This is a genomic window from Neisseria dentiae, assembly GCF_014055005.1.
Taxonomy (GTDB): Bacteria; Pseudomonadota; Gammaproteobacteria; order Burkholderiales; family Neisseriaceae; genus Neisseria; species Neisseria dentiae.
This window is the reverse complement of record NZ_CP059570.1, coordinates 429,741-452,194: the sequence shown is the minus strand read 5'-3', so window position 1 is coordinate 452,194 and position 22,454 is coordinate 429,741. Positions and strand designations below refer to the sequence as shown.

Genomic DNA, 22,454 nt, shown 5'->3' with positions numbered 1-22,454 from the left:
TCCAGTTATCGTCATTCCCGAGTAGGCGGGAATGACGGAAATCAGGTTTTTCAGGTGGTGTTGAATTTTGCAAAGGTCCCAAGTGGCTTTGCTATAGCATCAAACATCAAACAAGGCCGTCTGAAAATATTCAGACGGCCTTGTTTGATTTCACGGGCGTTTATTTTTTAGCCGGTGCTTTTTTCGCAGGCGCTTTGGCGGGCGCGGCGGCTTTGTTCAGTTTGGCGGTGGCCGCTTTGTCGAGCACGCAGCCGCGGGTTACGATTTGCGACACTTGCTGCTGTTGGCCGTTTACGGTTTCCACAGCCGCTTGGGTGAGCATATTGCCGTCCACTTTATCCACATTGGCGGCAGTGGCTTTGCTTGCCGACCAAGTGATGCCGCCGCCGGCGAAGATGTTTTGGTCTTCATTGCCCACTACGCGGAACAGACCGGGAGAAACCTTGTCTTGATATTTAACTTGGGCAACCACTACTTCGCCGTTTTTGAAACCATACATCACGTTCAACGGGTTTTGGCCTTTGTCGCCGCATTTGTAGGCCACTTCTTTTTTACCGTCGATGGAATCAACCTGAACGGTTTGCGGGCCTTGGGCTTGGGGTGCCGGCTGCTGTTGCGCGGCAGGCGCGGGAGCGGGTTGGGCTTTGGGCTTGTCTTTGCCGAACATACCGCAGGCGCTCAGGGCGGCTACCATGGCCAGAGCGGGAACAATGGTTTTCAAATTTGATTTCATAAAGTTACTCCGTTAATCGTTTTATTCAAATTGCGCCGGTACGGCACAGACGGGTATTGGGCAACCATAACAGATAAAAAGTTCCTTGTCTTTTGCGCGCCGCGCCGCAAAAAGGGCTTGTGTGCGCAAACCGTGCCGTCTTTGTCCTTATGCCGTTGATTTGGCTTTTGTTTTATGCCGTATGAAAAAACAGTTCAAAACAAGTAAAGATTTCCCCTGCCCAGCCCGTGCGGCAAAACGGCGGCCGCTGCGGCTTGCGCCGCCTATAGACAACAACCGCGCCCGGTTGCTTTATAATAGGCTTGCGGTCTGCTGTTCCAGCCTGCCTCCGCCCGCGATCCAACCGAGAAAGGAAACTGCCATGAGCAACAATGTTATCGAACACAACAGCCCCTCGCCGGGCGACAGCCTGCGTACCTACACCATCATCATCTACGCCCTTTACGCCCTGTCGCTGGTTAACGGCGTCACCGCACTGGTGGGCGTGATTATGGCCTATTTGAAGCGCGACGAAATGGCGGGCACGGTTTACCACAGCCATGCGCAATATCTGATTAAAACTTTTTGGTACACCCTGCTGGGTATGTTAATCGGCTGGATCACGATGTTTATCTTTATCGGCTTCGCGGTTATTCTCGCGGCGAGCGTGTGGTTTATCTACCGCATGGTGGCCGGATTTATAAAACTGCTCGACAACCAGCCCGTTTCGCCCGACGGCTGGCTGTAAACCAATGTTGGGCTTGTTTTCAGACGGTCCCTCCCTTACAGGCCGTCTGAAAACAAACTGCCCGAAAGCGGAAAAACCGTATTTCCGCTATATAATCACCCTCTTTCCCACGATTGCCGCAACCATGACCGATTCTGCCTACCAGCAACAGCTAAACGGAAAAATCCGCCGCATCGAGCAACTGTTCGCGCCGCTGCCCGTGCCCGATTTGGAAGTGTTCGACTCCCCCGAACGGCACTACCGTATGCGCGCCGAGTTCAGGGTTTGGCACGAAGGCGAAACCATGTTTTACGCCATGTTCGAGCAGGGGCGCAAAGCCGGCGGGGCAACCATGCGGCGCTGCGACAGCTTTGCCCCCGCCTGCGAAGCCATCAACCGCCTGATGCCGCGCCTGCTCGCAGCGGCCGACCGTGTGGGCGTGCTGAAAAACCGCTGGTATCAGGTGGAGTTTCTCGCCACCCTGAGCGGCGAAATGCTGGTTACGATGATCTACCACAAAAAGCTCGACGACACCTGGCGCGCCGCTGCCGAAGAGATGCAAAACGAGCTAGGCATCGCCGTTATCGGCCGCAGCAAAGGGCAGAAAATCGTGCTGAAGCAGGATTTCGTTACCGAAAAACTGCATGTAAACGGCAACCCGTTCGTTTACCGCCAATACGAAGGCAGTTTCACCCAGCCCAACGCCGCCGTTTGCGAAAAAATGCTTGCCTGGGCGTGCGGGGTGGCGCAGCACATCGGCGGCGACATGCTGGAACTCTATTGCGGCAACGGCAACTTCACCCTGCCGCTCGCGCGCAGTTTCGATAAAGTGCTGGCCACCGAAGTGTCGAAAACCTCGGTGCAGGCGGCGTTGTGGAATATAAAAGCGAACGGCAGCGGCAACGTGAAAATCGCCCGTTTGTCGGCCGAAGAATTTACCGAAGCCTACACCGGCGCGCGCGAGTTCCGCCGCCTGCAAGAACAAGGCATCGTGCTGGCCGACTACCGCTTTTCCACTATTTTCGTCGACCCGCCGCGCGCCGGCATCGACGGCGAAACCCTGAAACTGGTGCGGCAGTTCGACCATGTGATTTATATTTCGTGCAACCCCGAAACCCTGCGCACCAACCTCGACACGCTGGCGCAAACCCACCGCATACGCCGCATGGCGCTGTTCGACCAGTTTCCGTTCACCCCCCACATCGAAAGCGGGGTGTGGCTGGAAAAGTGCAGATAAAGCGCATTCAAGGCCATCTGAAAGATTTCAGACGGCCTGAGACCTTTGCCCCCCGGATGTGGATACCGTTCAAGGCGTAGCAGCGCAGCGAGTGCGGCCATACCACACGATAGGCAGGCGAGCGAGCAGCACACAACGCAGAAATGCGCCGCAGATGGGGGTTTTGCAAAGGTCTAGGCCTGCCGCAACCGGATAAACCGTTAATATGCCCGCCCAAACCCACCGCATCAACCACGAACCCGCTTTCCTGCTCACCGCCAAACCCTGGCGCGAAAGCAGCCTGTGGCTGGAAATGTTCAGCCGCCGCTACGGGCGCGTGGCCCTGCTCGCCCGCAGCGCCCGCACGCGCCAGAGCGAGCTGCGCGGCGTGTTGGTGCCGTTTGTGCCGGTGAGCGCATCGTGGTACGGTTCGCAGGAGCTGAAAACCCTGCACCGCGCCGAATGGCTGGGCGGCTGGCGGCAGCCGCAGGGGCGGTCGCTGTTCAGCGGGCTGTATGCCAACGAATTGGTATATAAACTCACCGCCCGCGAAGACCCGCACCCCGCCCTGTACGACGCACTCCACACCCTGATGCGCGTGGTGGCCGAAGAGCCGAACCACGTTGCCGCCCTGCGCCGCTTCGAGTGGGCGTTGCTAACCGAACTGGGCTTCGCCCCCGACCTGCAAAACGACGAACACGGCCAACCCGTTACCGCCGGGCAAACCTACTGGCTGCGCCCCGAGCACGCCCCGCTGCCGCTGGCACAGGCCGGCGGTTTGCCGCAGCACGAAGCGCAAGGCGTTGCGGTGGACGGCAGCACCCTAATCCAACTGCGCAACGGCATTTTCGACAACGGCGAAAGTTTGCAGCAAACCCTCAAACTCACCCGCATGCTGTTGGATTTCCGCCTGCCCGAAGGCATCAAATCGCGGCAGGTTTTACAGCAGATGCAGGCGTTTCAGACGGCCTGAATCTTGTGCCCAACCCGCACAGGCCGTCTGAAAACACAACCGAACACCTTCAAAAAAAAGGAACCGAACCATGTTACTAGGCGTAAACATCGACCACGTCGCCACCCTGCGCAACGCCCGCGGCACCCCCTACCCCAGCCCGCTCGAAGCCGCACTGATTGCCGAAACCCACGGCGCCGACCTGATTACCCTGCACCTGCGCGAAGACCGCCGCCACATCAAAGACGCCGACGTATCCGCCATCAAAAACGCCATCCGCACCCGCATGAACCTCGAAATGGCGCTCACCGAAGAAATGCTCGAAAACGCCCTTAAAGTGATGCCCGAAGACGTGTGCATCGTGCCCGAAAAGCGCGAAGAAATCACCACCGAAGGCGGCCTCGACGTTTTGGCGCAGCAAGACAAAATCGCCGCCTTCACCAAAACGCTCACCGAAGCCGGCATCCGCGTTTCCCTGTTTATCGACGCCGACGAAGCGCAAATCCAAGCCGCCCGCGACGTGGGCGCGCCCGTTATCGAGCTGCACACCGGCGCCTATGCCGATGCCGAAACGCCGCAGGCGCGCGCGATGCAATTGCAGCGCATCGAAGAAGGCGCAAACTTCGGCAGCGATTTGGGGCTGGTTGTGAATGCAGGCCACGGCCTCACCATCCACAACGTAACCCCGATTGCCAAAATCCTTGCCATCCATGAGCTGAACATCGGCCACTCGCTGATTGCCCAAGCCCTGTTTCTCGGCCTGCCCGAAGCGATACGGCAGATGAAAGAAGTGATGTTCAGGGCGCGCTCGCTGCCTTATTGAGGCCGTCTGAAAAACCGAGACCTTTGCAAAACTTCCAGATGTGGATGCAGTTCAAGGCGCAGCAGCGCAGCGAGCGCAGACATAACATAGAGTTAGGCGAGCGAGCAGCGCACAACGCAGAAATGCGCCGCAGATGGGAGTTTTGCAAAGGTCTCAACCCGCAAAGGAAACCCTATGATCTACGGAATCGGCACCGACATCGTTGCGCTGGAGCGCATCGAAAAACTGCACAAAAAATACGGCCAAGCCTTCGCCCAGCGTCTGCTCAGCCGCATCGAACTGCTCGAATACCCGCAATCGGGCAGGCCGGCAAACTTTCTTGCCAAACGCTTCGCCGCCAAAGAAGCCTTCGCCAAAGCCGTCGGCACCGGCCTGCGCACGCCCGTGAGCCTGCGCAACATCGGCGTGGGGCACGACGGATTGGGCAAACCCGAATTTATCTGCGAACCCGATTTGCAGCAGTGGCTGCAAGAAAAAGGCATCAAACGCGTGCATTTGAGCATGAGCGACGAAGGCGGCCAGGTGCTGGCGTTTGCCGTGGCCGAAAAATAAGCCCGCCCGCCCGAAACGGCCCGCCTTCTTTTTTCTATACAATCCGGTTTGCATTCAGACGGTCTTGTCCAAGCATCAGGCCGTCTGAAAAACCTTTTATCTTTTTTCAGACGGCCTGATGTTATGAACAACCCCGCCCTCCGCATCCGCGAACTGACCGCGCTGCTCAACCGCTACGCCTACGAATACTACACCCTCGACGCACCCAGCGTACCCGATGCCGAATACGACAAACTCTTTCGCGAACTCGAAGCGCTCGAGGCCGCCCATCCGCAGCTGAAACTGCCCGACAGCCCCACCCAGCGCGTGGGCGGCCAACCGTTGGCGGGCTTTGAGAGCGTGCGCCACGAAGTGCCGATGCTGTCGCTTTCCAACGCATTTTCGCCGCAAAACGAAAACGGCGCGTTCGACCACGCCGAAATGTATGCCTTCGACGAACGCGTGCGCAGCGGCTTGGGCGGCAGGCAGCCCGAATATGTGATCGAGCCGAAATTCGACGGACTGGCCGTCAGCCTGCTCTACCGCAGCGGTGTGCTGGAGCGCGCCGCCACACGCGGCGACGGCTCGGTGGGCGAAGACGTTACCCTCAACGTGAAAACCATCGCCAACGTGCCGCTCAGGCTGCACGGCGGGCAGGTGCCCGAACTAATCGAAGTGCGCGGCGAAGTGCTGATGCTCAAAGCCGATTTTGCCGCGCTGAACGAACAGCAGGCCGCCGCCGGCCAAAAACTGTTTGCCAACCCGCGCAACGCCGCCGCCGGCAGCCTGCGCCAGCTCGATTCGCGCATCACCGCCCGCCGCCGCCTGCATTTTTTCGCCTACAGCATTGCCCGCAGCGAAGGCGGCCCGGCGCCCGCCACGCATTTTGAAGAGCTGGAATATCTGCAAGAACTGGGCTTCAGCCTGCCCGACGGCCACTACGGCGTGTTCCCCGACATGGCCGGCGTGTTGGCGTTTTACGAAGAAATGAGCAAAAAACGCCCGGGCCTGCCTTATGAAATCGACGGCATGGTGGTGAAAGTGAACAGCCTGGCCGAACAACAGGAGCTGGGCTTTATTTCGCGCGCGCCGCGCTGGGCCATTGCGCACAAATTCCCCGCCGAAGAAGCCTTAACCGTGGTGGAAGCCATCGACGTGCAGGTGGGCCGCACCGGCGCGGTAACGCCCGTTGCCCGCCTGCAACCCGTGTTTGTGGGCGGCGTAACCGTTACCAATGCCACCCTGCACAACGAAGGCGAAACGCAGCGCAAAGACGTGCGCGTGGGCGACACCGTGGTGGTGCGCCGCGCGGGCGACGTGATTCCCGAAGTGGTGCGCGTGATTTTCGATCGCCGCCCGATGCGCGAAGCCGCCGCCGTTTCAGACGGCCTGCAAGGCGATATGTTCGACAGGCCGTCTGAAAGCCGCAGCGAACCTCTTTACCCGCAATACCGCCTGCCCGAACACTGCCCGATTTGCGGCAGCGGCATCGAGCGCGAAGAAGGCGAAGCGGTGGCGCGGTGCAGCGGCGGCATGCTGTGCCGTGCCCAGCGTGCGCAGGGGCTGATCCACTTCGCCTCGCGTAAAGCGATGGACATCGAAGGCTTGGGGCAGCGGCAGATCGAGCAGCTGGTGGCGCAGGGTTTGGTGGAACATTTCGCCGATCTATACCGCCTCGACATTCCCGCCTTGCAGCAGATGAAAGAAAACGCCGACAAAAGCGAAACGCAACCGGAAAGCGGCGGCGAACCGCTTTCAGACGGCCAAAAAAACGGCAAAAAACAGTCGCCCGTTAAGTGGGCGCAAAACATTCTGGCCGGCATCGAAGCGAGCAAACAGCCCGACTTGGCACGCTTTCTGTTTGCGCTGGGCATACGCCATGTGGGCGAGCGCACCGCCAAATCGCTGGCACAGGCATTCGGCACGCTCGAAAAAGTGCGCCGCGCCCCTGAACCGCTGTTGGCCTGCCTGCCCGACATCGGCACCGTGGTGGCGCATTCCGTCGCCCACTTTTTCGCCCAAGCCGAACAGCAGGCTATGATAGACGAACTGCTGGCCGCGGGCGTGTCGCCGAAAAACCAGCCCGTTACCCTGCCGCTTTCGCAATATGCCGAACCGCAAAAATGGCTCGCCCGCCTGCCCGGCTACAAAACCAGCGAAACAAAAGCCGCCGCGTTATGGGAGCAGGCCGGCAAAAGCATGGCCGGCCTGATTGGCGACAACGCGCTCAACGCCGAATGGCAACAATGGCGCAAACAGCCCGCCAATCTCGCCCTCTTGAGCGATATAGAAGCGTTTTTGAACGATATGCCGTCTGAAAACGAAGCGCAGCCCGAGAGCGGCAACAGCGCCGTTGCAGGCAAAACCTTCGTGCTCACCGGCACCCTGCCCACGCTCAAGCGCGACGAAGCACAAGCCATGATTGAAGCCGCAGGCGGCAAAGTGTCGGGCAGCGTGTCGAAAAAAACCGACTATGTGGTGGCCGGCGAAGCGGCGGGCAGCAAACTCGAAAAAGCGCAGGCTTTGGGCGTGGCGGTGTTGGATGAAACGCAACTGAAGGCTTTGCTGAATATTGACAAATGAATCAAACCTACCCATCTCTGCCGCAAACCAGTAAAATCCGTAACTTTAAACCGTGCGCCATAATTTTTCAGATGGTCGCCGAATTTAAGCAAACTTAAGCCGCACCGCATGGTCATACATTCAATTATTTGAGGAACCACACATGATCAAACCGATTAAAAAAGCCGTATTTCCCGTTGCCGGCATGGGCACCCGCTTTCTGCCCGCCACCAAAGCCAGCCCCAAAGAAATGCTGCCGATTGTCGATAAACCCCTGATCCAATACGCGGTGGAAGAAGCCGTGGCGGCAGGCTGCACCGAAATGGTGTTCGTTACCGGCCGCAACAAACGCAGCATCGAAGACCACTTCGACAAAGCCTACGAACTCGAAACCGAGCTGGAACAGCGCAATAAAGACAAACTGCTCGAACACGTTAGAGACATCCTGCCGCCCGAAATCACCTGCCTGTATATCCGCCAAGCCGAAGCCCTGGGCTTGGGCCACGCCGTGCTGTGCGCCCGCGCCGCCGTGGGCGACAACCCGTTTGCCGTGATTCTGGCCGACGACTTAATCGACGCCCCGCAAGGCGCGCTCAAACAGATGGTCGATATCTACAACCAAACCGGCAACAGCGTGTTGGGCGTGGAAACGGTGGATCCGTCCCAAACCGGTTCCTACGGTATTGTGGAAGTGGAAAACCTCAAAAGCTACAAACGCATCACCAATATCGTTGAAAAACCCAAACCCGAAGAAGCGCCTTCCAATTTGGCCGTGGTCGGCCGCTACATCCTCACCCCTCGCATTTTCGACCTGCTCACCAACCTGCCGCGCGGCGCGGGCAACGAAATCCAGCTCACCGACGGTATCGCCCGCCTGCTCGACCACGAGTTCGTGCTGGCCCACGCTTTCGAGGGCACGCGCTACGACTGCGGCAGCAAACTGGGCTACCTCGAAGCCACCGTTGCCTACGGCTTGAAACACCCCGAAACCGGCGCGGCATTCCGCGAACTGTTGCAGCAATATACCGGCAAAAACTAAACAGGCGTTTTCCCGGCAACGCTTTAAACCGCTTTCAGACGGCCTGTGATAAAGAAACGGGCCGTCTGAAACCGTTCCGGCTATCTATGCTAAAATCCCGCCCGACTGATCCAACCCCACACCCGCCATGACCACACCCCAATACAGCGAATCGAGCATCACCGTACTCAAAGGCCTGGAGCCGGTAAAAGAACGCCCGGGCATGTACACCCGCACCGAAAGCCCCACCCACATCTGTCAGGAAGTGATCGATAACGCCGCCGACGAAGCGCTCGGCGGTTTTGCCACGCAGATTGACGTGGAAATCCACGCCGACGGCTCGCTCTCGGTGCGCGACAACGGCCGCGGCATTCCCGTCGGCCTGCACCCCGCCGAAAACGTGCCGGTGGTGGAATTGGTGTTTACGCGTTTGCACGCGGGCGGCAAGTTCAACAAAAAAGACGGCGGCAGCGCCTATGCCTTTTCAGGCGGCCTGCACGGCGTGGGCGTGTCGGTAACCAACGCCCTTTCCACCCGCTTGGAAGTAACCGTTAAGCGCGAAGGCAAAATCTGGCGCATCGTGTTTGCCGGCGGCGATGTGGTCGAACCTTTGAGCGAAATCGGCAAATGCGCGGCCAAAGATTCCGGCACCGAAGTGCGCGTGTGGCCGGACGGCAAATATTTCGAAAGCCCGAACTACAGCATCGCCGAGCTGGAGCGGTTGCTGCGCGCCAAAGCGGTGCTGCTGCCCGGCGTTACCGTGTCACTCACCCGCCCCGTTAAAGGCGAAGCCGTGCCGCAAACGCAAACCTGGCACTACCCCGACGGCCTCAAGGGCTATCTCGCCGACTTAATCAGCGAAGCGCAGGAAGCCGTGCCGGTGTTTGCCAGCGAAAACTATATTTCAAACGGCCACGACAGCGATTTCACCGCCGGCGAAGGCGCGGCTTTCGCGCTCACCTGGCTGGAAGACGGCGTGTGCAACAGCGAGAGCTACGTCAACCTGATTCCCACCCCGCTGGGCGGCACCCACGAAGCCGGACTGAAACAGGCCGTGTTCGGCGCGGTGAACAACTTTATCAACCACCACAACCTGTTGCCGCGCGGCGTGAAAGTGCAGAGCGATGATGTATTCGGCCGCGTGGCTTTCGTATTGTCCGCCCGCGTGCTCGATCCGCAGTTCCAAGGCCAAACCAAAGACAAACTCACCAACCGCGACGCGCTCAAGCTGGTGGCCGCGGTGTCGGGCGACCCGCTCGAATTGTGGCTCAACCAAAACGTAGAAGCCGGCAAAAAAATCGCCGAACTCGCCATCCGGCAGGCGCAGGCGCGGATGCGCTCGGTGAAGAAAATCGAAAAGAAAAAAGGCAGCGGCGTGGCGGTGCTGCCCGGCAAACTCACCGACTGCGAAAGCGAAGACATCCGCGAAAACGAGCTGTTTCTGGTGGAAGGCGATTCGGCCGGCGGCTCTGCCAAACTCGCGCGCGACAAAGCCACCCAAGCCATCCTGCCCCTGCGCGGCAAAGTGCTCAACAGCTTTGAAGTCCACCCCGACCAACTGTTTGGCAACGCCGAAATCCACGATATTTCCGTCGCCATCGGCGTCGACCCCCACGGCGCGGGCGACAACCCCGATTTAAGCGGCCTGCGCTACGGCAAAATCGCCATTTTGTCAGATGCCGACGTGGACGGCTCGCATATCCAAGTGCTGCTGCTCACGCTGTTTTACCGCCACTTCCCCAAGCTGGTTTCAGACGGCCACATTTATGTTGCCCAACCGCCGCTTTTCCGCGTGGACGTAAACGCGCAAGGCAAAAACAAACCCGCGCGCAAAATTTATGCGTTGGATCAGGCGGAATTGGACGGCATTTTGGAACGCCTGCAAAAAGAAGGCCTGTCTGAAAACAAATATGCCATCAGCCGTTTCAAAGGCTTGGGCGAAATGAACCCCGACCAGCTCAAAGACACCACCATGCACCCCGACACCCGCCGCCTGCTGCAAGTGCAGATTCCCGACGGCGCGCTCGAAGAAACCCACGGCATTTTCGTGAAGCTGATGGGCAAAGGCGAAGCCGCCGCCCGCCGAGCGTGGATGGAGGCCGAAGGCGATACGGCGCAGGTGGATATCTAACCCGACGGCTGAATCCAGGCCGGCTGGAAAAAACAGGCCGTCTGAAAACTTTTCAGACGGACTTGACACTTTCTGCTGTTTGGCCAAACCCTGCAAACTACATCGCGCCGTAATTCGGGCCGCTGCCGCCTTCGGGGCAGACCCACACGATATTTTGCGTGGGGTCTTTGATGTCGCAGGTTTTGCAGTGCACGCAGTTTTGCGCATTAATCTGCAACTGCGGTTTGCCGTTTTCTTCCACGATTTCATACACGCCGGCAGGGCAGTAGCGCGTTTCGGGGGCGGCGTATTCTTTCAGGTTCACATCGAGCATGGTTTGCGGGTTTTTCAGCTTCAGGTGCGAAGGTTGGTTTTCTTCGTGGCTGAGGTTGGCGAGAAACACGCTGCTCATGCGGTCGAATGTGAGCACACCGTCGGGCTTGGGATAGTCGATGGGGCGGGCGGCGGCGGCTTTTTTCAAAGCGCCGTGGTCGGTGCCGTGGTGTTTGATGGTCCACGGCGTTTTGCCTTTAAACACATATTGTTCCAGCCCGGTGTAGGCCATGGCGGGGAACAGCCCCCATTTGAAGGCGGGGCGGATGTTGCGGGCGGCGTGCAATTCGCGGTAGGCCCAGCTTTGTTTGAACAAATCTTCGTAGGCATAGGCGGTTTTGCCGCCGGTTGATGCTTCTGCCGCCTCGGCGCTTTCCAAAACGGGGAAAACCGCTTCGGCCGCCAGCATGGCCGATTTCATGGCGGTGTGTATGCCTTTGATGCGCGGCACGTTCAAAAAACCCGCCGCATCGCCCACCAGCACGCCGCCGCGGAAGGCGAGTTTGGGCAAGCTTTGCAGGCCGCCTTCGGTAAGCGCGCGCGCGCCGTAGGCAATACGGCGGCCGCCTTCGAAGGTTTTGCGGATTTCGGGATGGGTTTTGAAACGCTGAAACTCTTCAAACGGCGAAAGATAGGGGTTTTGGTAATCCAAACCCACCACAAAGCCCACCGCCACTTGGTTATTGTCGAGATGGTAAATAAACGAGCCGCCGTAGGTTTTGGTGTCGAGCGGCCAGCCGGTGCTGTGCACCACCAGGCCGGGTTGGCATTGGCCGGCGGGCACTTCCCAGATTTCTTTGATGCCGATGCCGTAGGTTTGCGGCTGGCTGTCGCGGTCGAGCGCGTATTTTTGAATCACCTGCTGGCTGAGCGATCCGCGGCAGCCTTCAGCGAACACGGTTTGCTGCGCCCAAAGTTCCATGCCGGGTTGGAATGTTTCGGTGGCTTCGCCGTTTTTGCCCACGCCCATATCGCCGGTGGCAATGCCTTTCACCGAGCCGTCGGGGTGGTAGAGCACTTCGGCGGCGGCAAAGCCGGGGTAGATTTCCACACCGAGGCTTTCGGCCTGCTCGGCCAGCCAGCGGCACAATGCGCCGAGGCTGATAATGTAGTTGCCGTGGTTGTTGAAGTTGGGGGTAACCGGCAGTTTGTAGGCTTTGTTTTTGGTGAGGAACAGCACTTGGTCGGCGGTTACGCTGCGGGTGAGCGGCGCGCCTTGCGTTTTCCACTCGGGCAAGAGTTCGTTGAGCACGGCGGGGTCAAAAACCGCGCCCGATAAAATGTGCGCCCCCACTTCCGAACCTTTCTCCACCACGCACACGCTGGTTTCTCGCCCCGCCTGCTGCGCAAGCTGTTTGAGCCTGATGGCGGCCGACAAGCCCGCGGGGCCTGCGCCGACAACAACGACGTCATACTGCATACTGTCGCGTTCGATGGTTTCGGTCATGGTTGTGGTTCCTGTTGGTTGCGGCGCCTGATTCGGCATGTTTTTTTAACCCCACCCTTTTTCAGACGGCCTGTTATGGTTTTGAAATGCCCGATTATACAGCATAGTGCAATCGTGCCGCCAAAACGGCGGCAAGGTTTCGGGCAGTCTTCTGTGCCGGATCAAATAGCGGTAGAAACCAAGGCCGATGCCTTTGCAAAATGCCTTCAGGCCGTCTGAAAACAACGCCCTGCCCGTTTCTTTCCGATAAATATTAAACATAAAACAGTCAATCAGTTGAAATCTTTTTTATTGATTTGGTGTAAGCATTGCCGCGCCGTGTGCGTCTTATCCGTCAACCCAAAAAAAGCCGAAACAAACGGCCCTTCCGCACGCACAACCCGTTTTACCCACTTCAATCAAAGGTTTAAACATGAACAACCCGAAATACAAACAAACGTTCGTTACCATCGTGTTAAGCTGCCTCGCCGTTTACGCCCATGCCGAAAGCAACACCGCCGCCAACCCGCACGGCTTAATCGGCCTGAACGCGGAAGCCGCCAAACAATACACCGGGCGCGGTGCGAAAGTCGGCGTGTTGGACAGCGGCTTTTTCCACGAACACCCCCTGTTCAACCAAAAAAAACTGCACACGGTGAAATTTACCCTCACCAACCCGCAGGGAAAACAAGAAACGTTTGACCCGTCGGTTTATGAAATCGAGCAGGAAGAAGACGACAAAGGCCAAAAGCGCGATGTTTATTCGTCTCACGGCGGGCAGGTGGCCGGTATTATCGGCGCGAAGCCCCTCCCCGGTTACGGCTATGCGGGCGGCGTTGCACAAAATGCCGACCTTTATACGGCTTCATACGAAGCGCACGATGCAAGCACCGATCTGCCCGACGAACTCTCAACCTCGCTGCTGCTCGGCCAATCGCCGTCTATACGCTACGCCCGCACCGCGCTCGCTGCCGCACTCGAAAAAACCGCCGCCAACAACCTGCTGGCCATCAATAACAGTTGGAACGAAGATTCCGACAGCAACACGGCACGGGAACTGGACGGCAAATACCGGCAAACCGCCACCCAATCCCGCAACAACCCGCTGGTGGGTGCGCTGCAAAAAGCCGCCGGCAACGGCACGCTGCTGGTATTTTCCGCCGGTAACGAAAGCAAAAAACAGCCCGGCGCGCTGGCCGCCCTGCCCCGCTGGCTGCCCGGGCTGGAAAAACAATATCTGTCGGTGGTGGCCGTGGATAGTCAGGCTAAACTGGCATCCTATTCCAACCATTGCGGTGTCAGCAAAAACTGGTGCGTGGCCGCACCCGGCGACTTAACCGTTTTATCGGTTGAAGGTGCGGAAACCAAAACCAAACAGCACACCTTCGCCGAACAAAACGGCACCTCTTACGCCGCCCCCGTGGTAACCGGCTCGCTGGCACTGTTGAAAGAGCGTTTCAACTATTTCACGCCCACGCAAATACGCGACACCCTGCTGACCACCGCCACCGACCTCGGCCCAAAAGGCATAGACGAACAATACGGCTGGGGTTTGGTTAATGCGGGCAAAGCCCTCAACGGCCCAGCCCGCCTGCTCAACGATGAAACCTACACCGTCTCCCGCAACGATGTTTGGTCAAACACCTTAACGGCAGAGCATACGCTTACCAAACAAGGCAGCGGCACTTTAACCTTAGCCGGGCAAAACAACCGCATCAAAAACATCAGCGTCGAGGCAGGCAAACTGGCTTTAAACGGTGCAACATCGGCCGACCGGGTTACCAACCGCGCCGGGCTGGCTGCCGTCGGTTTAACCGTTAACCGCCGCTTCCAATCCGATGCCGGCAGCACGCTCGAAATAACCGGCAAACAAGGCATCACCCTGCAAGGCAGCGGCGCCACCGCCCAACTGGCAGGCAATCTGGCCGTAAACGAAAACCTTATGCAAAACGCCCGCGCAGGCACCACCCTTGCCGAAGTGCTGACTTTAAAAAACGGCGCCACCTACCAAGGCGGTTTCGACCAACTGGCTGCCGGCCCGCTGCTTGAAAAGCTCGGCTTGCGGCAGGATGTTTATTTCACCGACAACGGCATTTCGGTTAAGGCCAACGAAAACAAACCCTTCGCCGACACCCAAGCCGGCGCCGGTGCCCAAAGCGGGCTGGCCGCCTTAAACCGCCTGCGCGACAGCAAACAGGCACTACGGCGCGGCATCTACAACAGCTGGCTGCAACAGGCTGTGGAAACCGGCAACCTGCAAAACCTGCACTACCACATCGGCAACGGCATTTATGCCGACAATTTGGAATCGCTCCGCAACCGCGCGGCAGGCCGTCTGAACGGCTTGGGCGGCAGGCTGGGCGACTACCGCCTCCTTGCCGACGGCGGCACGGGCGTATGGCTGGAGCAGGAACACCAACAACACAAAAGCCGCCGCACCGACCACCGCGAGCAGGTTGGCACCGCCGCCCGCCACAGCGGCTTAGGCATCGCCTACAAAGTGGGGCAAAATGCTTTACTGGCCGGCTCGCTCACCCGTATCCGCGCAGAAACCGACCGTGCGCAGGCATCGTCGCACACCCGCCAAACCGAATTGGGTTTAGCCTTGCGCTATATGCCGCAGCCTGCGGGTTGGTTCGCCGACATCAGCGGCCAAGCCGCCCGAATAGCCTACCGGCAAAATCGCCGCTTCAATAACCAACTATTAGGCTCCGGCAGCAACAGCGGCCGGCTGCTGGGCGGCGGCATACGCGGCGGATACCGCTTTGAAAACAACGGCTGGCAGGCCGAACCCCATATCGGCCTGCAAGCCCTGCATTTGAGCATGAAAGGTTTGAACGAAAACGGCGAATTGGCTACCGCTACCGCGCCGTTCAAACAAACCGACGTCAATCTCGCCACCGGCTTGCGCGTGAAAAAAACATTCTCCGCCGGCAGTTGGCATATCACACCCCATGCCGGTTTCAGCTATATCCGCCGTCTCAACGGCGGCAAAACCACCATCCGCAGCACCTTATCCGGCATAACGGTTGACAGCACCGCAGCCGCAGGCGGCAAAAACCAAACCGCTTCAGACTTGGGCATTACCGTTGAAAAAAGCAAATGGTTTGCCTCCGCCGCCTTTGGGCGCAGCACACCGGGCAACAGCAAAGCCAACCACTGGCAGGCCAAAATCGGTTTGACGTTTTGATTTTGTTTGACCTTAGGCTGAAAGCAACAGGCCCTAAACCTTTGCGAAAACACTTCGAGGCCGTCTGAAAATACCGACTGCCGTCATACTCGTCAGGCTTGACCCGAGTATGACGGCAGTCGGTATTCAGTTGGTCCACTATGGCAAACGCTTTTGCCAAACCCGGGCAGAGATTTTGAAATACAGGCGGGAATCCAGTCGTTTTTTCATAAATTATTGAAATAAAATAATTGATAGTTTTAAGGCTGGACTCCCGCCTGCGCAGGAATGACGGGATTTAAGCTTTTCAGACGGCCTGAAATCTTTGCAACATCTTATCCCCTTATTCGGGCGCACTCATCTCCACCCGCGCCCCTGCCTGCGCCAGTTTTTCCAGCATATCCGCCCAAGCCGCATCCATATGGGCACAAGCTTCGCCCACGGCCTTGATACCGAATTCGATATGCGGCGGCACCTTCTCCCCCCTTCCGTTTACCCAGCCGACGCTGGGCAGGCTGAACGTGCGTATGCCCGCATATTCCGCTTCGATATGCCGCATCACCGGGGCAACGTGCGATTCGGGAATACCGAACACCCACACCGAACGCTGCTCGCTGCGGGTTTGGTGGAAACGGCCGGAATAATAGGTTTCCAACACCCATTCGCCCATAGGCTGCGCCATCACCGGGAAGCCGGGCATGAAATAGTGTTCGCGTATCGAAAAACCGGCGATATCGTTATAACTGTTGGGTATCAGGTCGGAGCCGGCCGGAAAATCGGCCATCAGCAGCCGCTGGCGGTGGGCGGGCGAATCGAGCGCATCGCCGCGTTTGAGCGACACGCCGTCTATCAGCGCCGCCGCTTCGGGGTGGCGCACCAGCGGCACGTCCAACGCATCGGCTGCGGCTTGGCGGGTGTGGTCGTCCAAAGTGGCGCCGATGCCGCCGGTAACGAAAGTCGGCAGGCCGTCTGAAAAACTGCGGCGCAACTGTTTGGCCAAGAGCGGCCTGTCGTCGGGCAGATACTGCACCTGCCCCAAACGCAGGCCGCGCGATTCGAGCAGGTTTTTAAAAAAGGCGAAATGTTGGTCGGCGCGGCTGCCGTGCAGAATTTCATCGCCGATAATAATTAAATTGAAATCAATCATGGCACGCTCTTGGCTGGTTGTTGTGTGAGAACAAGCCGCCCGAAACCGTTTCAGGCTGGACTAACAGGCGGATTCATACAATAATAACCCGTTTTCAGGCCGTCTGAAACGGCATTTCCATATTCGATAGGATTCCCCCCATGAGCCAGCAAAACCACACCATTCTGCAAAACCTGCCCGCCGGCCAGAAAGTCGGCATCGCTTTTTCGGGCGGCCTCGACACTTCCGCCGCCCTGTTGTGGATGAAACTCAAAGGCGCGCTGCCTTATGCCTACACCGCAAACCTCGGCCAGCCCGACGAAGACGACTACAACGCCATTCCGAAAAAAGCCGAAGAATACGGCGCAGTAAAAGCCCGCTTAATCGACTGCCGCGCGCAACTGGCGCACGAAGGCATCGCCGCGATTCAGTGCGGCGCGTTCCACGTTTCCACCGGCGGCATCGCCTATTTCAACACCACGCCCTTAGGCCGCGCGGTAACGGGCACCATGCTGGTGTCGGCCATGAAAGAAGACGACGTGAACATCTGGGGCGACGGTTCCACCTACAAAGGCAACGACATCGAACGCTTCTACCGCTACGGCCTGCTCACCAACCCTGCGCTGAAAATCTACAAACCTTGGCTCGACCAAACCTTTATCGACGAACTCGGCGGCCGTCAGGAAATGAGCGAATTTCTGATTGCCAACGGTTTCGACTACAAAATGTCGGTGGAAAAAGCCTACTCGACCGATTCCAATATGCTCGGCGCGACCCACGAAGCCAAAGATTTGGAATTTTTGAATTCGGGCATCAAAATCGTGAAGCCCATCATGGGCGTGGCGTTTTGGGACGAAAACGTGGAAGTGAAGCCCGAAGAAGTGAGCGTGCGCTTTGAAGAAGGCGTACCCGTTGCGCTCAACGGCAAAGAGTTTGCCGATCCCGTGGAATTGTTCTTGGAAGCCAACCGCATCGGCGGCCGCCACGGCTTGGGCATGAGCGACCAAATCGAAAACCGCATCATCGAAGCCAAATCGCGCGGCATTTACGAAGCCCCCGGCATGGCCTTGCTGCACATCGCCTACGAGCGTCTCGTGACCGGTATCCACAACGAAGACACCATCGAACAATACCGCATCAACGGCCTGCGCTTGGGCCGCCTGCTCTATCAAGGCCGCTGGTTCGACAGCCAAGCCCTGATGCTGCGCGAAACCGCGCAACGCTGGGTGGCCAAAGCCGTTACCGGCGAAGTAACGTTAGAGCTGCGCCGCGGCAACGATTATTCGATTTTGAACACCGAATCGCCCAACCTCACTTACGCGCCCGAACGCCTGAGCATGGAAAAAGTGGAAAACGCCGCCTTCACCCCGCTCGACCGCATCGGCCAGCTTACCATGCGTAATCTGGATATTGCCGACACCCGTACCAAACTGGGCATCTATTCGCAAAGCGGCCTGCTGCAGCTGGGCGAAGGCTCGGTATTGCCGCAGCTGGGTAACAACGAAAAATAGTTTGCCTACTAAAAGGCCGTCTGAAAGCAATGCCGTACAGTTTCTGCGGAATATCTGCTTTCAGACGGCCTTAAACTTGCCAAACCCTCATTTTAGCAACCACTCCGCCATACTCGGGCTTGACACGGATATCTTGAGTTTCAGCAAACTATGAGATACTCGGATCAAACTCGAATATGACATATGCAACATTTCCTAGAGGGTTTAGTCAGAATGCTTGTGAAGCGGTTTTTTGAGGAAAAATCCGCAGATGCAAGGCAAAAAGTGCAGCAAGATTGAACATCTTGTGAGCATTTTAGCTTCGCAAGCCCGCTACGCTACCTAACGCCGCAGGTGCGGATTTTAACCTTGAATTGTCAAACCAAGCGCAACGCCGTCGACTACACTCCCTAAGTTGATTCACTATATAAAATAGATAAAATAGGTTTTCAGACGGCCTTGCAGTACAATCAGGCCGTCTGAAAACCTATCCCACCCTTACCATGCAACTTTTCAAATACCTCCAATCGCAAGGCATCGGCACCCGCAAAGAATGCCTGTGGCTGATTGAAAACGGCTGTATCGCCATCAACGGCGTCCTGTACAGCAACCCGCACAGCACCGTCCAACCCGAAGAAGTAAAAAGCCTCGAAGTAAATGGCGAATCTTTGGCAGTGGTGCCCATGCCCTATTTTTATATCCTGCTCAACAAACCGGCAGGTTACGAAACCTCGCACAAACCGCAGCAATATCCCAGCATATTCAGCCTGTTTCCCGACCATATGCGCCGCCTGCCCATGCAGGCCGTCGGCCGCCTGGATGCCGACACCACCGGCGTTTTGCTGATCACCAACGACGGCGGCTTCAACCACCGCCAAACCTCCCCCAAACACAAAGTGCCCAAACTATACCGTGTTACACTCAAACACGACGCAGACGAAACCTTGTGCACCACCCTGAAAAACGGCGTTTTACTTCACGATGACAACGAATCCGTAGCCGCCGCCGATGCGGTGCTCGAATCTCCCCGAATACTGCTGCTCACCATCACCGAGGGCAAATACCACCAAGTCAAACGCATGGTGGCCGCCGCCGGCAACCGCGTAGAGCAACTCCATCGTAGCAAATTCGGCAACCAAACCACCGAAAACCTACCCGAAGGCGGCTGGAAGTTTATAGTTATGTAAATAATGACCAAAATGACAACAGTATTAAATAATCTTTTTCCTTACAAAACATGATGTTGTTTGATTTTAAGACCGGTTTACAAAACTTAATGCCAAAACTTATGAACTATTATATAATTCACCTGTCTGAGTAACACTTACTCCGAAAGGAGTGAGTAAGTGAGTAAGACGTTTTCCCCGTAATGTGTTTGGCCATCTATACTTTTCCCCTTAGTATAGATGGTTTTTTTTAACCCAAATTTTTAATTAACTATATTAATAATATTAAAACTAACTATTTTCATCAATATTAATACCGCCTCAGCCGCTGCGTAAATATACTCCACACCCACAAACCAAGTATCACGATCAATATTGCTTTCACCATATTTTCACCATATATAGTGGATTAACTTAACTTTCGCTGCATCGTTGCTGCGCCTTAGCTCAAAGAAAACGATTTTGTAAACTGAGACCTTTGCAAAAATACCTCAAGGCCGTCTGAAATACTTAGATTCCTTCATTCCCGCGTAGGCGGGAACCCAGCCTTAAAACTATCAAGCATTTTATTTCAATAACTTAATAAAAAAACAACTGGACTCCCGCCTACGCGGGAATGACGGGAAATAAATTTTTTGTAATGTTTTTTTTAATTTTGCAAAGGTCTCAAACTGCTAAAGCGGCAATAAAATCGGTTGCGTACGCGTGTACTGTCTGCGACTTGCTGCCTTGTATCGAAATAATTGCATCTCCTATAAAACATTCATCGTGTTCATGCCGTTTTAGCCAAACAACCGCCCGCACAACAAAACCGCTGCAAACTTTCTATATTTGCAGCGGTTTTGTTGATGGGTAAACAAGACTTCACAACATTGCCCCAATACCCGGTAAATGCTTCTCTACCGTCATTAGCTTCGCGAAGATATACAGCGAACCTGCGGAACTAATGACGGGATTTAAGCATTTCAGACGGCCTCAAGCTATTTTGCAAAGGCTTCGGCGCCTATGGTTTGCCGTCTTGTATCGGTCGCGAAGAACGATGCTGTTTACTCAGCGGATTTTCTGAATCTGATAATCCAGCCTGTCTACCCTACCGGTTTTATTGTTGGTAACCAATAAAATACGCGGAATAAAAATCTGATAACCCGGCAGATAATATCCTTCGAAGCCTTGTGTTAACTTCATGGTGCCTGTTTGGTTATTCATGGTTAATGTACAGCTCACCCGCTGCATCGCGCCTTTCAGTTTGCGGTGAATCACGGCCGCATCTTCCGATGAGCCCAAACGGCATTGCTCTTTCAGGTCGATTTGCCCGTTTCTGTCAACCAATACGGCCGAGCTTTGAAAAGTGCCGCCGTTTGCATTCCACTGTGCGGGCACCGGGTTGATTTGGATATTCTGCATAACAAACCCTTCTTCACCCATCGCCCATTTCAACTCCCAATGGTTCAACAAAATCAGGCTTTTGGCATCAGGCCGGCCTTTAGTACGCGAGATTTTGTGCTTTACGTTGGCATGCGCCGAAGAAAACCATTTAACATTCGAAAATTTATCGGTTTGGCGGCTGATGTTCACGCCAGCCTGAGTATTATTCTGCTCGGCAACATCATAGGTGATGGATTTGATACGGTGTTCAGCCTTGCCGGCTTCAAACTGGCCGGCCATAGCCAGCAATTGGGCGTCGATATCGTTTGCCGCCCAAGCGGAAAGCGGCAATGACAAGGCGGCCAAAGAAAGCATAATTTTACGCATAGTGACTATCCTCAAGATAATTAAGCCATATTTAGACAATAGGCCGTCTGAAAGTTTCAGACGGCCTGAGTATGTCTGCCAAGATTAACGCTCCCGCAAAGCCTGCTTCATGCGGGTAATCGGTTTGATGAGATATTGGAAAACGGTTTTTTCGCCGGTTTTCACGTCCACCGTTGCCACCATACCGGGAATAATCGGCATATCTTTACCGTTGCGGTCTTTCAGGCTGTTGCTGTTGGTTTGTACCAAAATACGGTAATAAACCTGATTGGGGTCGAGTTTCAGATCGTTTACGCGGGCTTGGTTGCTGCTGCTGACCGTATCCGGGCTGATTAAAGTAACTTTGCCGTCCAAACCGCCGTAAATGGCATAATCGTAGGCACTGATTTTAACCACAGCAGGCAGGCCGGGGCGCATAAACGCAACGTCTTGCGGGCGGATATAGGCCTCTACCAGCAGTTTGTCGTCCAACGGCACAATCTGCAAAATATCCTGCCCCACGTTCACCACGCCGCCCACGGTATTGATTTGGATATTTTTCACAATACCGCGCATCGGCGCACGGATTTGCGAACGTTCCACAGGGTCGGCGCGCATCACCATATTTTCTTTGGCTTGGGCCAATTCCGATTCCGCCTGTACCAACTCGTTATTGGCATCGGCCATGTAGCGGTTTTTACGCTCGGCAATCTGCATGGCCAAATCGCTGGATTCACGCTGCATACGCAGCAGCTCCACTTGCGAAACTACGCCTTGCGCCACCATCGGTGCGGTAATGCCGATTTCTTTATCCAAAGTGGCTTTGCTGATGCTTAAGTTGTGAATGGCTTCGCTGACGGCACGGCGGCGGGCTGCAAAAGCGGCCTGCTCGCGCTGTTTCAATTCGTTGCTGATACCTTGCGGGAAACTTAAATTGGTGCCATAGGCTTCGGCTTTCAAACGCGCAACCATCGCTTCAAGGTTTTGTACTTTGGCTTCGCTTTCACGCAGAATGGCCGAACTGCGGGTGTCGTCCAATCTCAGCAGAACCTGATCTTTTTCAACAATATCCCCTTCTTTAACCAGCATTTCGGTAATAATGCCCGGATCCAAACTCTGCACCACTTGCTCGCGGCTGCTGGGAATAACGTTACCCTGACCGCGGGTTACTTCTTCAATCGGGCTGTTATACGCCCAAATCACAAACACCACCAAAAATACGAAAAACAGAATGATGACCCAAAACTGGCCGCTGTGTTTTTCTTTCTGCAAAGCGGCATTCAGGTCGTTTACCAATGCCAAATCTTTGGATTTAATATTGTTTTCGCTACTCATAATGATAATACCTTTACGGTTTTGTTA

The 22,454-nt window shown here is 56.1% G+C and carries 16 protein-coding genes and 2 pseudogenes; 11 read left to right on the top strand and 7 right to left on the bottom strand.

Annotation, left to right across the window (positions count from 1 at the left end; genetic code table 11):
• Positions 1–160 precede the first annotated feature (160 nt).
• The gene (locus tag H3L92_RS02090) at positions 161–733 is read right to left on the bottom strand and encodes an ACP-like domain-containing protein (protein ID WP_085364980.1); all 573 of its coding nucleotides are present in this window, start codon (positions 731–733) and stop codon (positions 161–163) included.
• A 361-nt stretch (positions 734–1,094) separates the two neighbouring features.
• Between H3L92_RS02090 and H3L92_RS02085 the strand changes: the two genes are divergently transcribed.
• On the top strand, positions 1,095–1,460 hold the full coding sequence (locus H3L92_RS02085) for a DUF4870 family protein (protein ID WP_174222534.1): 366 nt from the start codon (positions 1,095–1,097) through the stop codon (positions 1,458–1,460).
• A gap of 124 nt (positions 1,461–1,584) precedes the next feature.
• Positions 1,585–2,676 (top strand): tRNA (uridine(54)-C5)-methyltransferase TrmA, encoded by a 1,092-nt coding sequence (gene trmA / locus H3L92_RS02080; protein WP_085365143.1) that lies wholly within the window; start codon positions 1,585–1,587, stop codon positions 2,674–2,676.
• 56 nt (positions 2,677–2,732) lie between these two features.
• On the opposite strand, the pseudogene H3L92_RS13100 reads toward trmA, so the two are convergent.
• Positions 2,733–2,893: pseudogene (locus tag H3L92_RS13100) on the bottom strand (signal peptidase); the annotation flags it as partial.
• Here H3L92_RS13100 and recO point away from each other — a divergent pair.
• Positions 2,882–3,628, top strand: a complete 747-nt coding sequence (gene recO, locus H3L92_RS02075) for a DNA repair protein RecO (RefSeq protein ID WP_085364981.1) — start codon at positions 2,882–2,884, stop codon at positions 3,626–3,628. The pseudogene H3L92_RS13100 and the gene recO overlap by 12 nt on opposite strands.
• Before the next feature lie 70 nt (positions 3,629–3,698).
• Positions 3,699–4,430, top strand: coding sequence for a pyridoxine 5'-phosphate synthase (pdxJ, locus tag H3L92_RS02070; RefSeq protein ID WP_085364982.1), 732 nt, complete (start codon positions 3,699–3,701; stop codon positions 4,428–4,430).
• On the opposite strand, the pseudogene H3L92_RS02065 reads toward pdxJ, so the two are convergent.
• A pseudogene (locus H3L92_RS02065) lies at positions 4,424–4,578 on the bottom strand (lipoprotein signal peptidase). The gene pdxJ and the pseudogene H3L92_RS02065 sit on opposite strands and share 7 nt — an antisense overlap.
• Positions 4,579–4,604: 26 nt before the next feature.
• Here H3L92_RS02065 and acpS point away from each other — a divergent pair.
• The 4 genes from acpS (at position 4,605) to H3L92_RS02045 (ending at position 10,672) form a co-directional block, all read left to right on the top strand.
• On the top strand, positions 4,605–4,982 hold the full coding sequence (acpS, locus tag H3L92_RS02060) for a holo-ACP synthase (protein WP_085364983.1): 378 nt from the start codon (positions 4,605–4,607) through the stop codon (positions 4,980–4,982).
• Between the two features lie 123 nt (positions 4,983–5,105).
• The gene (ligA, locus tag H3L92_RS02055; protein ID WP_085364984.1) at positions 5,106–7,544 is read left to right on the top strand and encodes an NAD-dependent DNA ligase LigA; all 2,439 of its coding nucleotides are present in this window, start codon (positions 5,106–5,108) and stop codon (positions 7,542–7,544) included.
• A gap of 145 nt (positions 7,545–7,689) precedes the next feature.
• Complete coding sequence (galU, locus tag H3L92_RS02050; protein WP_085365144.1) at positions 7,690–8,562, top strand: UTP--glucose-1-phosphate uridylyltransferase GalU; 873 nt, start codon at positions 7,690–7,692, stop codon at positions 8,560–8,562.
• A gap of 127 nt (positions 8,563–8,689) precedes the next feature.
• Complete coding sequence (locus H3L92_RS02045) at positions 8,690–10,672, top strand: DNA topoisomerase IV subunit B (protein ID WP_085364985.1); 1,983 nt, start codon at positions 8,690–8,692, stop codon at positions 10,670–10,672.
• 97 nt (positions 10,673–10,769) lie between these two features.
• On the opposite strand, the gene H3L92_RS02040 is transcribed toward H3L92_RS02045, so the two are convergent.
• Positions 10,770–12,431 (bottom strand): electron transfer flavoprotein-ubiquinone oxidoreductase, encoded by a 1,662-nt coding sequence (locus H3L92_RS02040; RefSeq protein WP_115336275.1) that lies wholly within the window; start codon positions 12,429–12,431, stop codon positions 10,770–10,772.
• A 412-nt stretch (positions 12,432–12,843) separates the two neighbouring features.
• On the opposite strand from H3L92_RS02040, the gene H3L92_RS02035 reads away from it, so the two are divergent.
• Positions 12,844–15,600, top strand: a complete 2,757-nt coding sequence (locus H3L92_RS02035; protein WP_085364987.1) for a S8 family serine peptidase — start codon at positions 12,844–12,846, stop codon at positions 15,598–15,600.
• 322 nt (positions 15,601–15,922) lie between these two features.
• On the opposite strand, the gene H3L92_RS02030 is transcribed toward H3L92_RS02035, so the two are convergent.
• Positions 15,923–16,726, bottom strand: a complete 804-nt coding sequence (locus H3L92_RS02030) for a competence/damage-inducible protein A (RefSeq protein WP_085364988.1) — start codon at positions 16,724–16,726, stop codon at positions 15,923–15,925.
• A gap of 140 nt (positions 16,727–16,866) precedes the next feature.
• On the opposite strand from H3L92_RS02030, the gene argG reads away from it, so the two are divergent.
• Positions 16,867–18,216, top strand: a complete 1,350-nt coding sequence (gene argG / locus H3L92_RS02025; RefSeq protein ID WP_085364989.1) for an argininosuccinate synthase — start codon at positions 16,867–16,869, stop codon at positions 18,214–18,216.
• A 482-nt stretch (positions 18,217–18,698) separates the two neighbouring features.
• Entirely contained in the window at positions 18,699–19,382 is a 684-nt protein-coding gene (locus H3L92_RS02020) for a pseudouridine synthase (RefSeq protein ID WP_085364990.1), read from the top strand.
• 1,029 nt (positions 19,383–20,411) lie between these two features.
• On the opposite strand, the gene H3L92_RS02015 is transcribed toward H3L92_RS02020, so the two are convergent.
• Together H3L92_RS02015 and H3L92_RS02010 are read right to left on the bottom strand one after the other, a co-directional pair.
• Positions 20,412–21,113: a hypothetical protein gene (locus H3L92_RS02015; RefSeq protein WP_085364991.1), complete on the bottom strand. Its 702-nt coding sequence runs from the start codon at positions 21,111–21,113 to the stop codon at positions 20,412–20,414.
• An 84-nt stretch (positions 21,114–21,197) separates the two neighbouring features.
• The gene (locus H3L92_RS02010; RefSeq protein ID WP_085364992.1) at positions 21,198–22,427 is read right to left on the bottom strand and encodes an HlyD family type I secretion periplasmic adaptor subunit; all 1,230 of its coding nucleotides are present in this window, start codon (positions 22,425–22,427) and stop codon (positions 21,198–21,200) included.
• Positions 22,428–22,454: the final 27 nt, after the last annotated feature.

Coding starts and splice junctions, on each gene's coding strand:
- H3L92_RS02090 (WP_085364980.1), bottom strand. CDS start 733: ATGAAATCAAATTTGAAAACCATTGTTCCCGCTCTGGCCATGGTAGCC.
- H3L92_RS02085 (WP_174222534.1), top strand. CDS start 1,095: ATGAGCAACAATGTTATCGAACACAACAGCCCCTCGCCGGGCGACAGC.
- trmA (WP_085365143.1), top strand. CDS start 1,585: ATGACCGATTCTGCCTACCAGCAACAGCTAAACGGAAAAATCCGCCGC.
- recO (WP_085364981.1), top strand. CDS start 2,882: ATGCCCGCCCAAACCCACCGCATCAACCACGAACCCGCTTTCCTGCTC.
- pdxJ (WP_085364982.1), top strand. CDS start 3,699: ATGTTACTAGGCGTAAACATCGACCACGTCGCCACCCTGCGCAACGCC.
- acpS (WP_085364983.1), top strand. CDS start 4,605: ATGATCTACGGAATCGGCACCGACATCGTTGCGCTGGAGCGCATCGAA.
- ligA (WP_085364984.1), top strand. CDS start 5,106: ATGAACAACCCCGCCCTCCGCATCCGCGAACTGACCGCGCTGCTCAAC.
- H3L92_RS02045 (WP_085364985.1), top strand. CDS start 8,690: ATGACCACACCCCAATACAGCGAATCGAGCATCACCGTACTCAAAGGC.
- H3L92_RS02040 (WP_115336275.1), bottom strand. CDS start 12,431: ATGACCGAAACCATCGAACGCGACAGTATGCAGTATGACGTCGTTGTT.
- H3L92_RS02035 (WP_085364987.1), top strand. CDS start 12,844: ATGAACAACCCGAAATACAAACAAACGTTCGTTACCATCGTGTTAAGC.
- H3L92_RS02030 (WP_085364988.1), bottom strand. CDS start 16,726: ATGATTGATTTCAATTTAATTATTATCGGCGATGAAATTCTGCACGGC.
- argG (WP_085364989.1), top strand. CDS start 16,867: ATGAGCCAGCAAAACCACACCATTCTGCAAAACCTGCCCGCCGGCCAG.
- H3L92_RS02020 (WP_085364990.1), top strand. CDS start 18,699: ATGCAACTTTTCAAATACCTCCAATCGCAAGGCATCGGCACCCGCAAA.
- H3L92_RS02015 (WP_085364991.1), bottom strand. CDS start 21,113: ATGCGTAAAATTATGCTTTCTTTGGCCGCCTTGTCATTGCCGCTTTCC.
- H3L92_RS02010 (WP_085364992.1), bottom strand. CDS start 22,427: ATGAGTAGCGAAAACAATATTAAATCCAAAGATTTGGCATTGGTAAAC.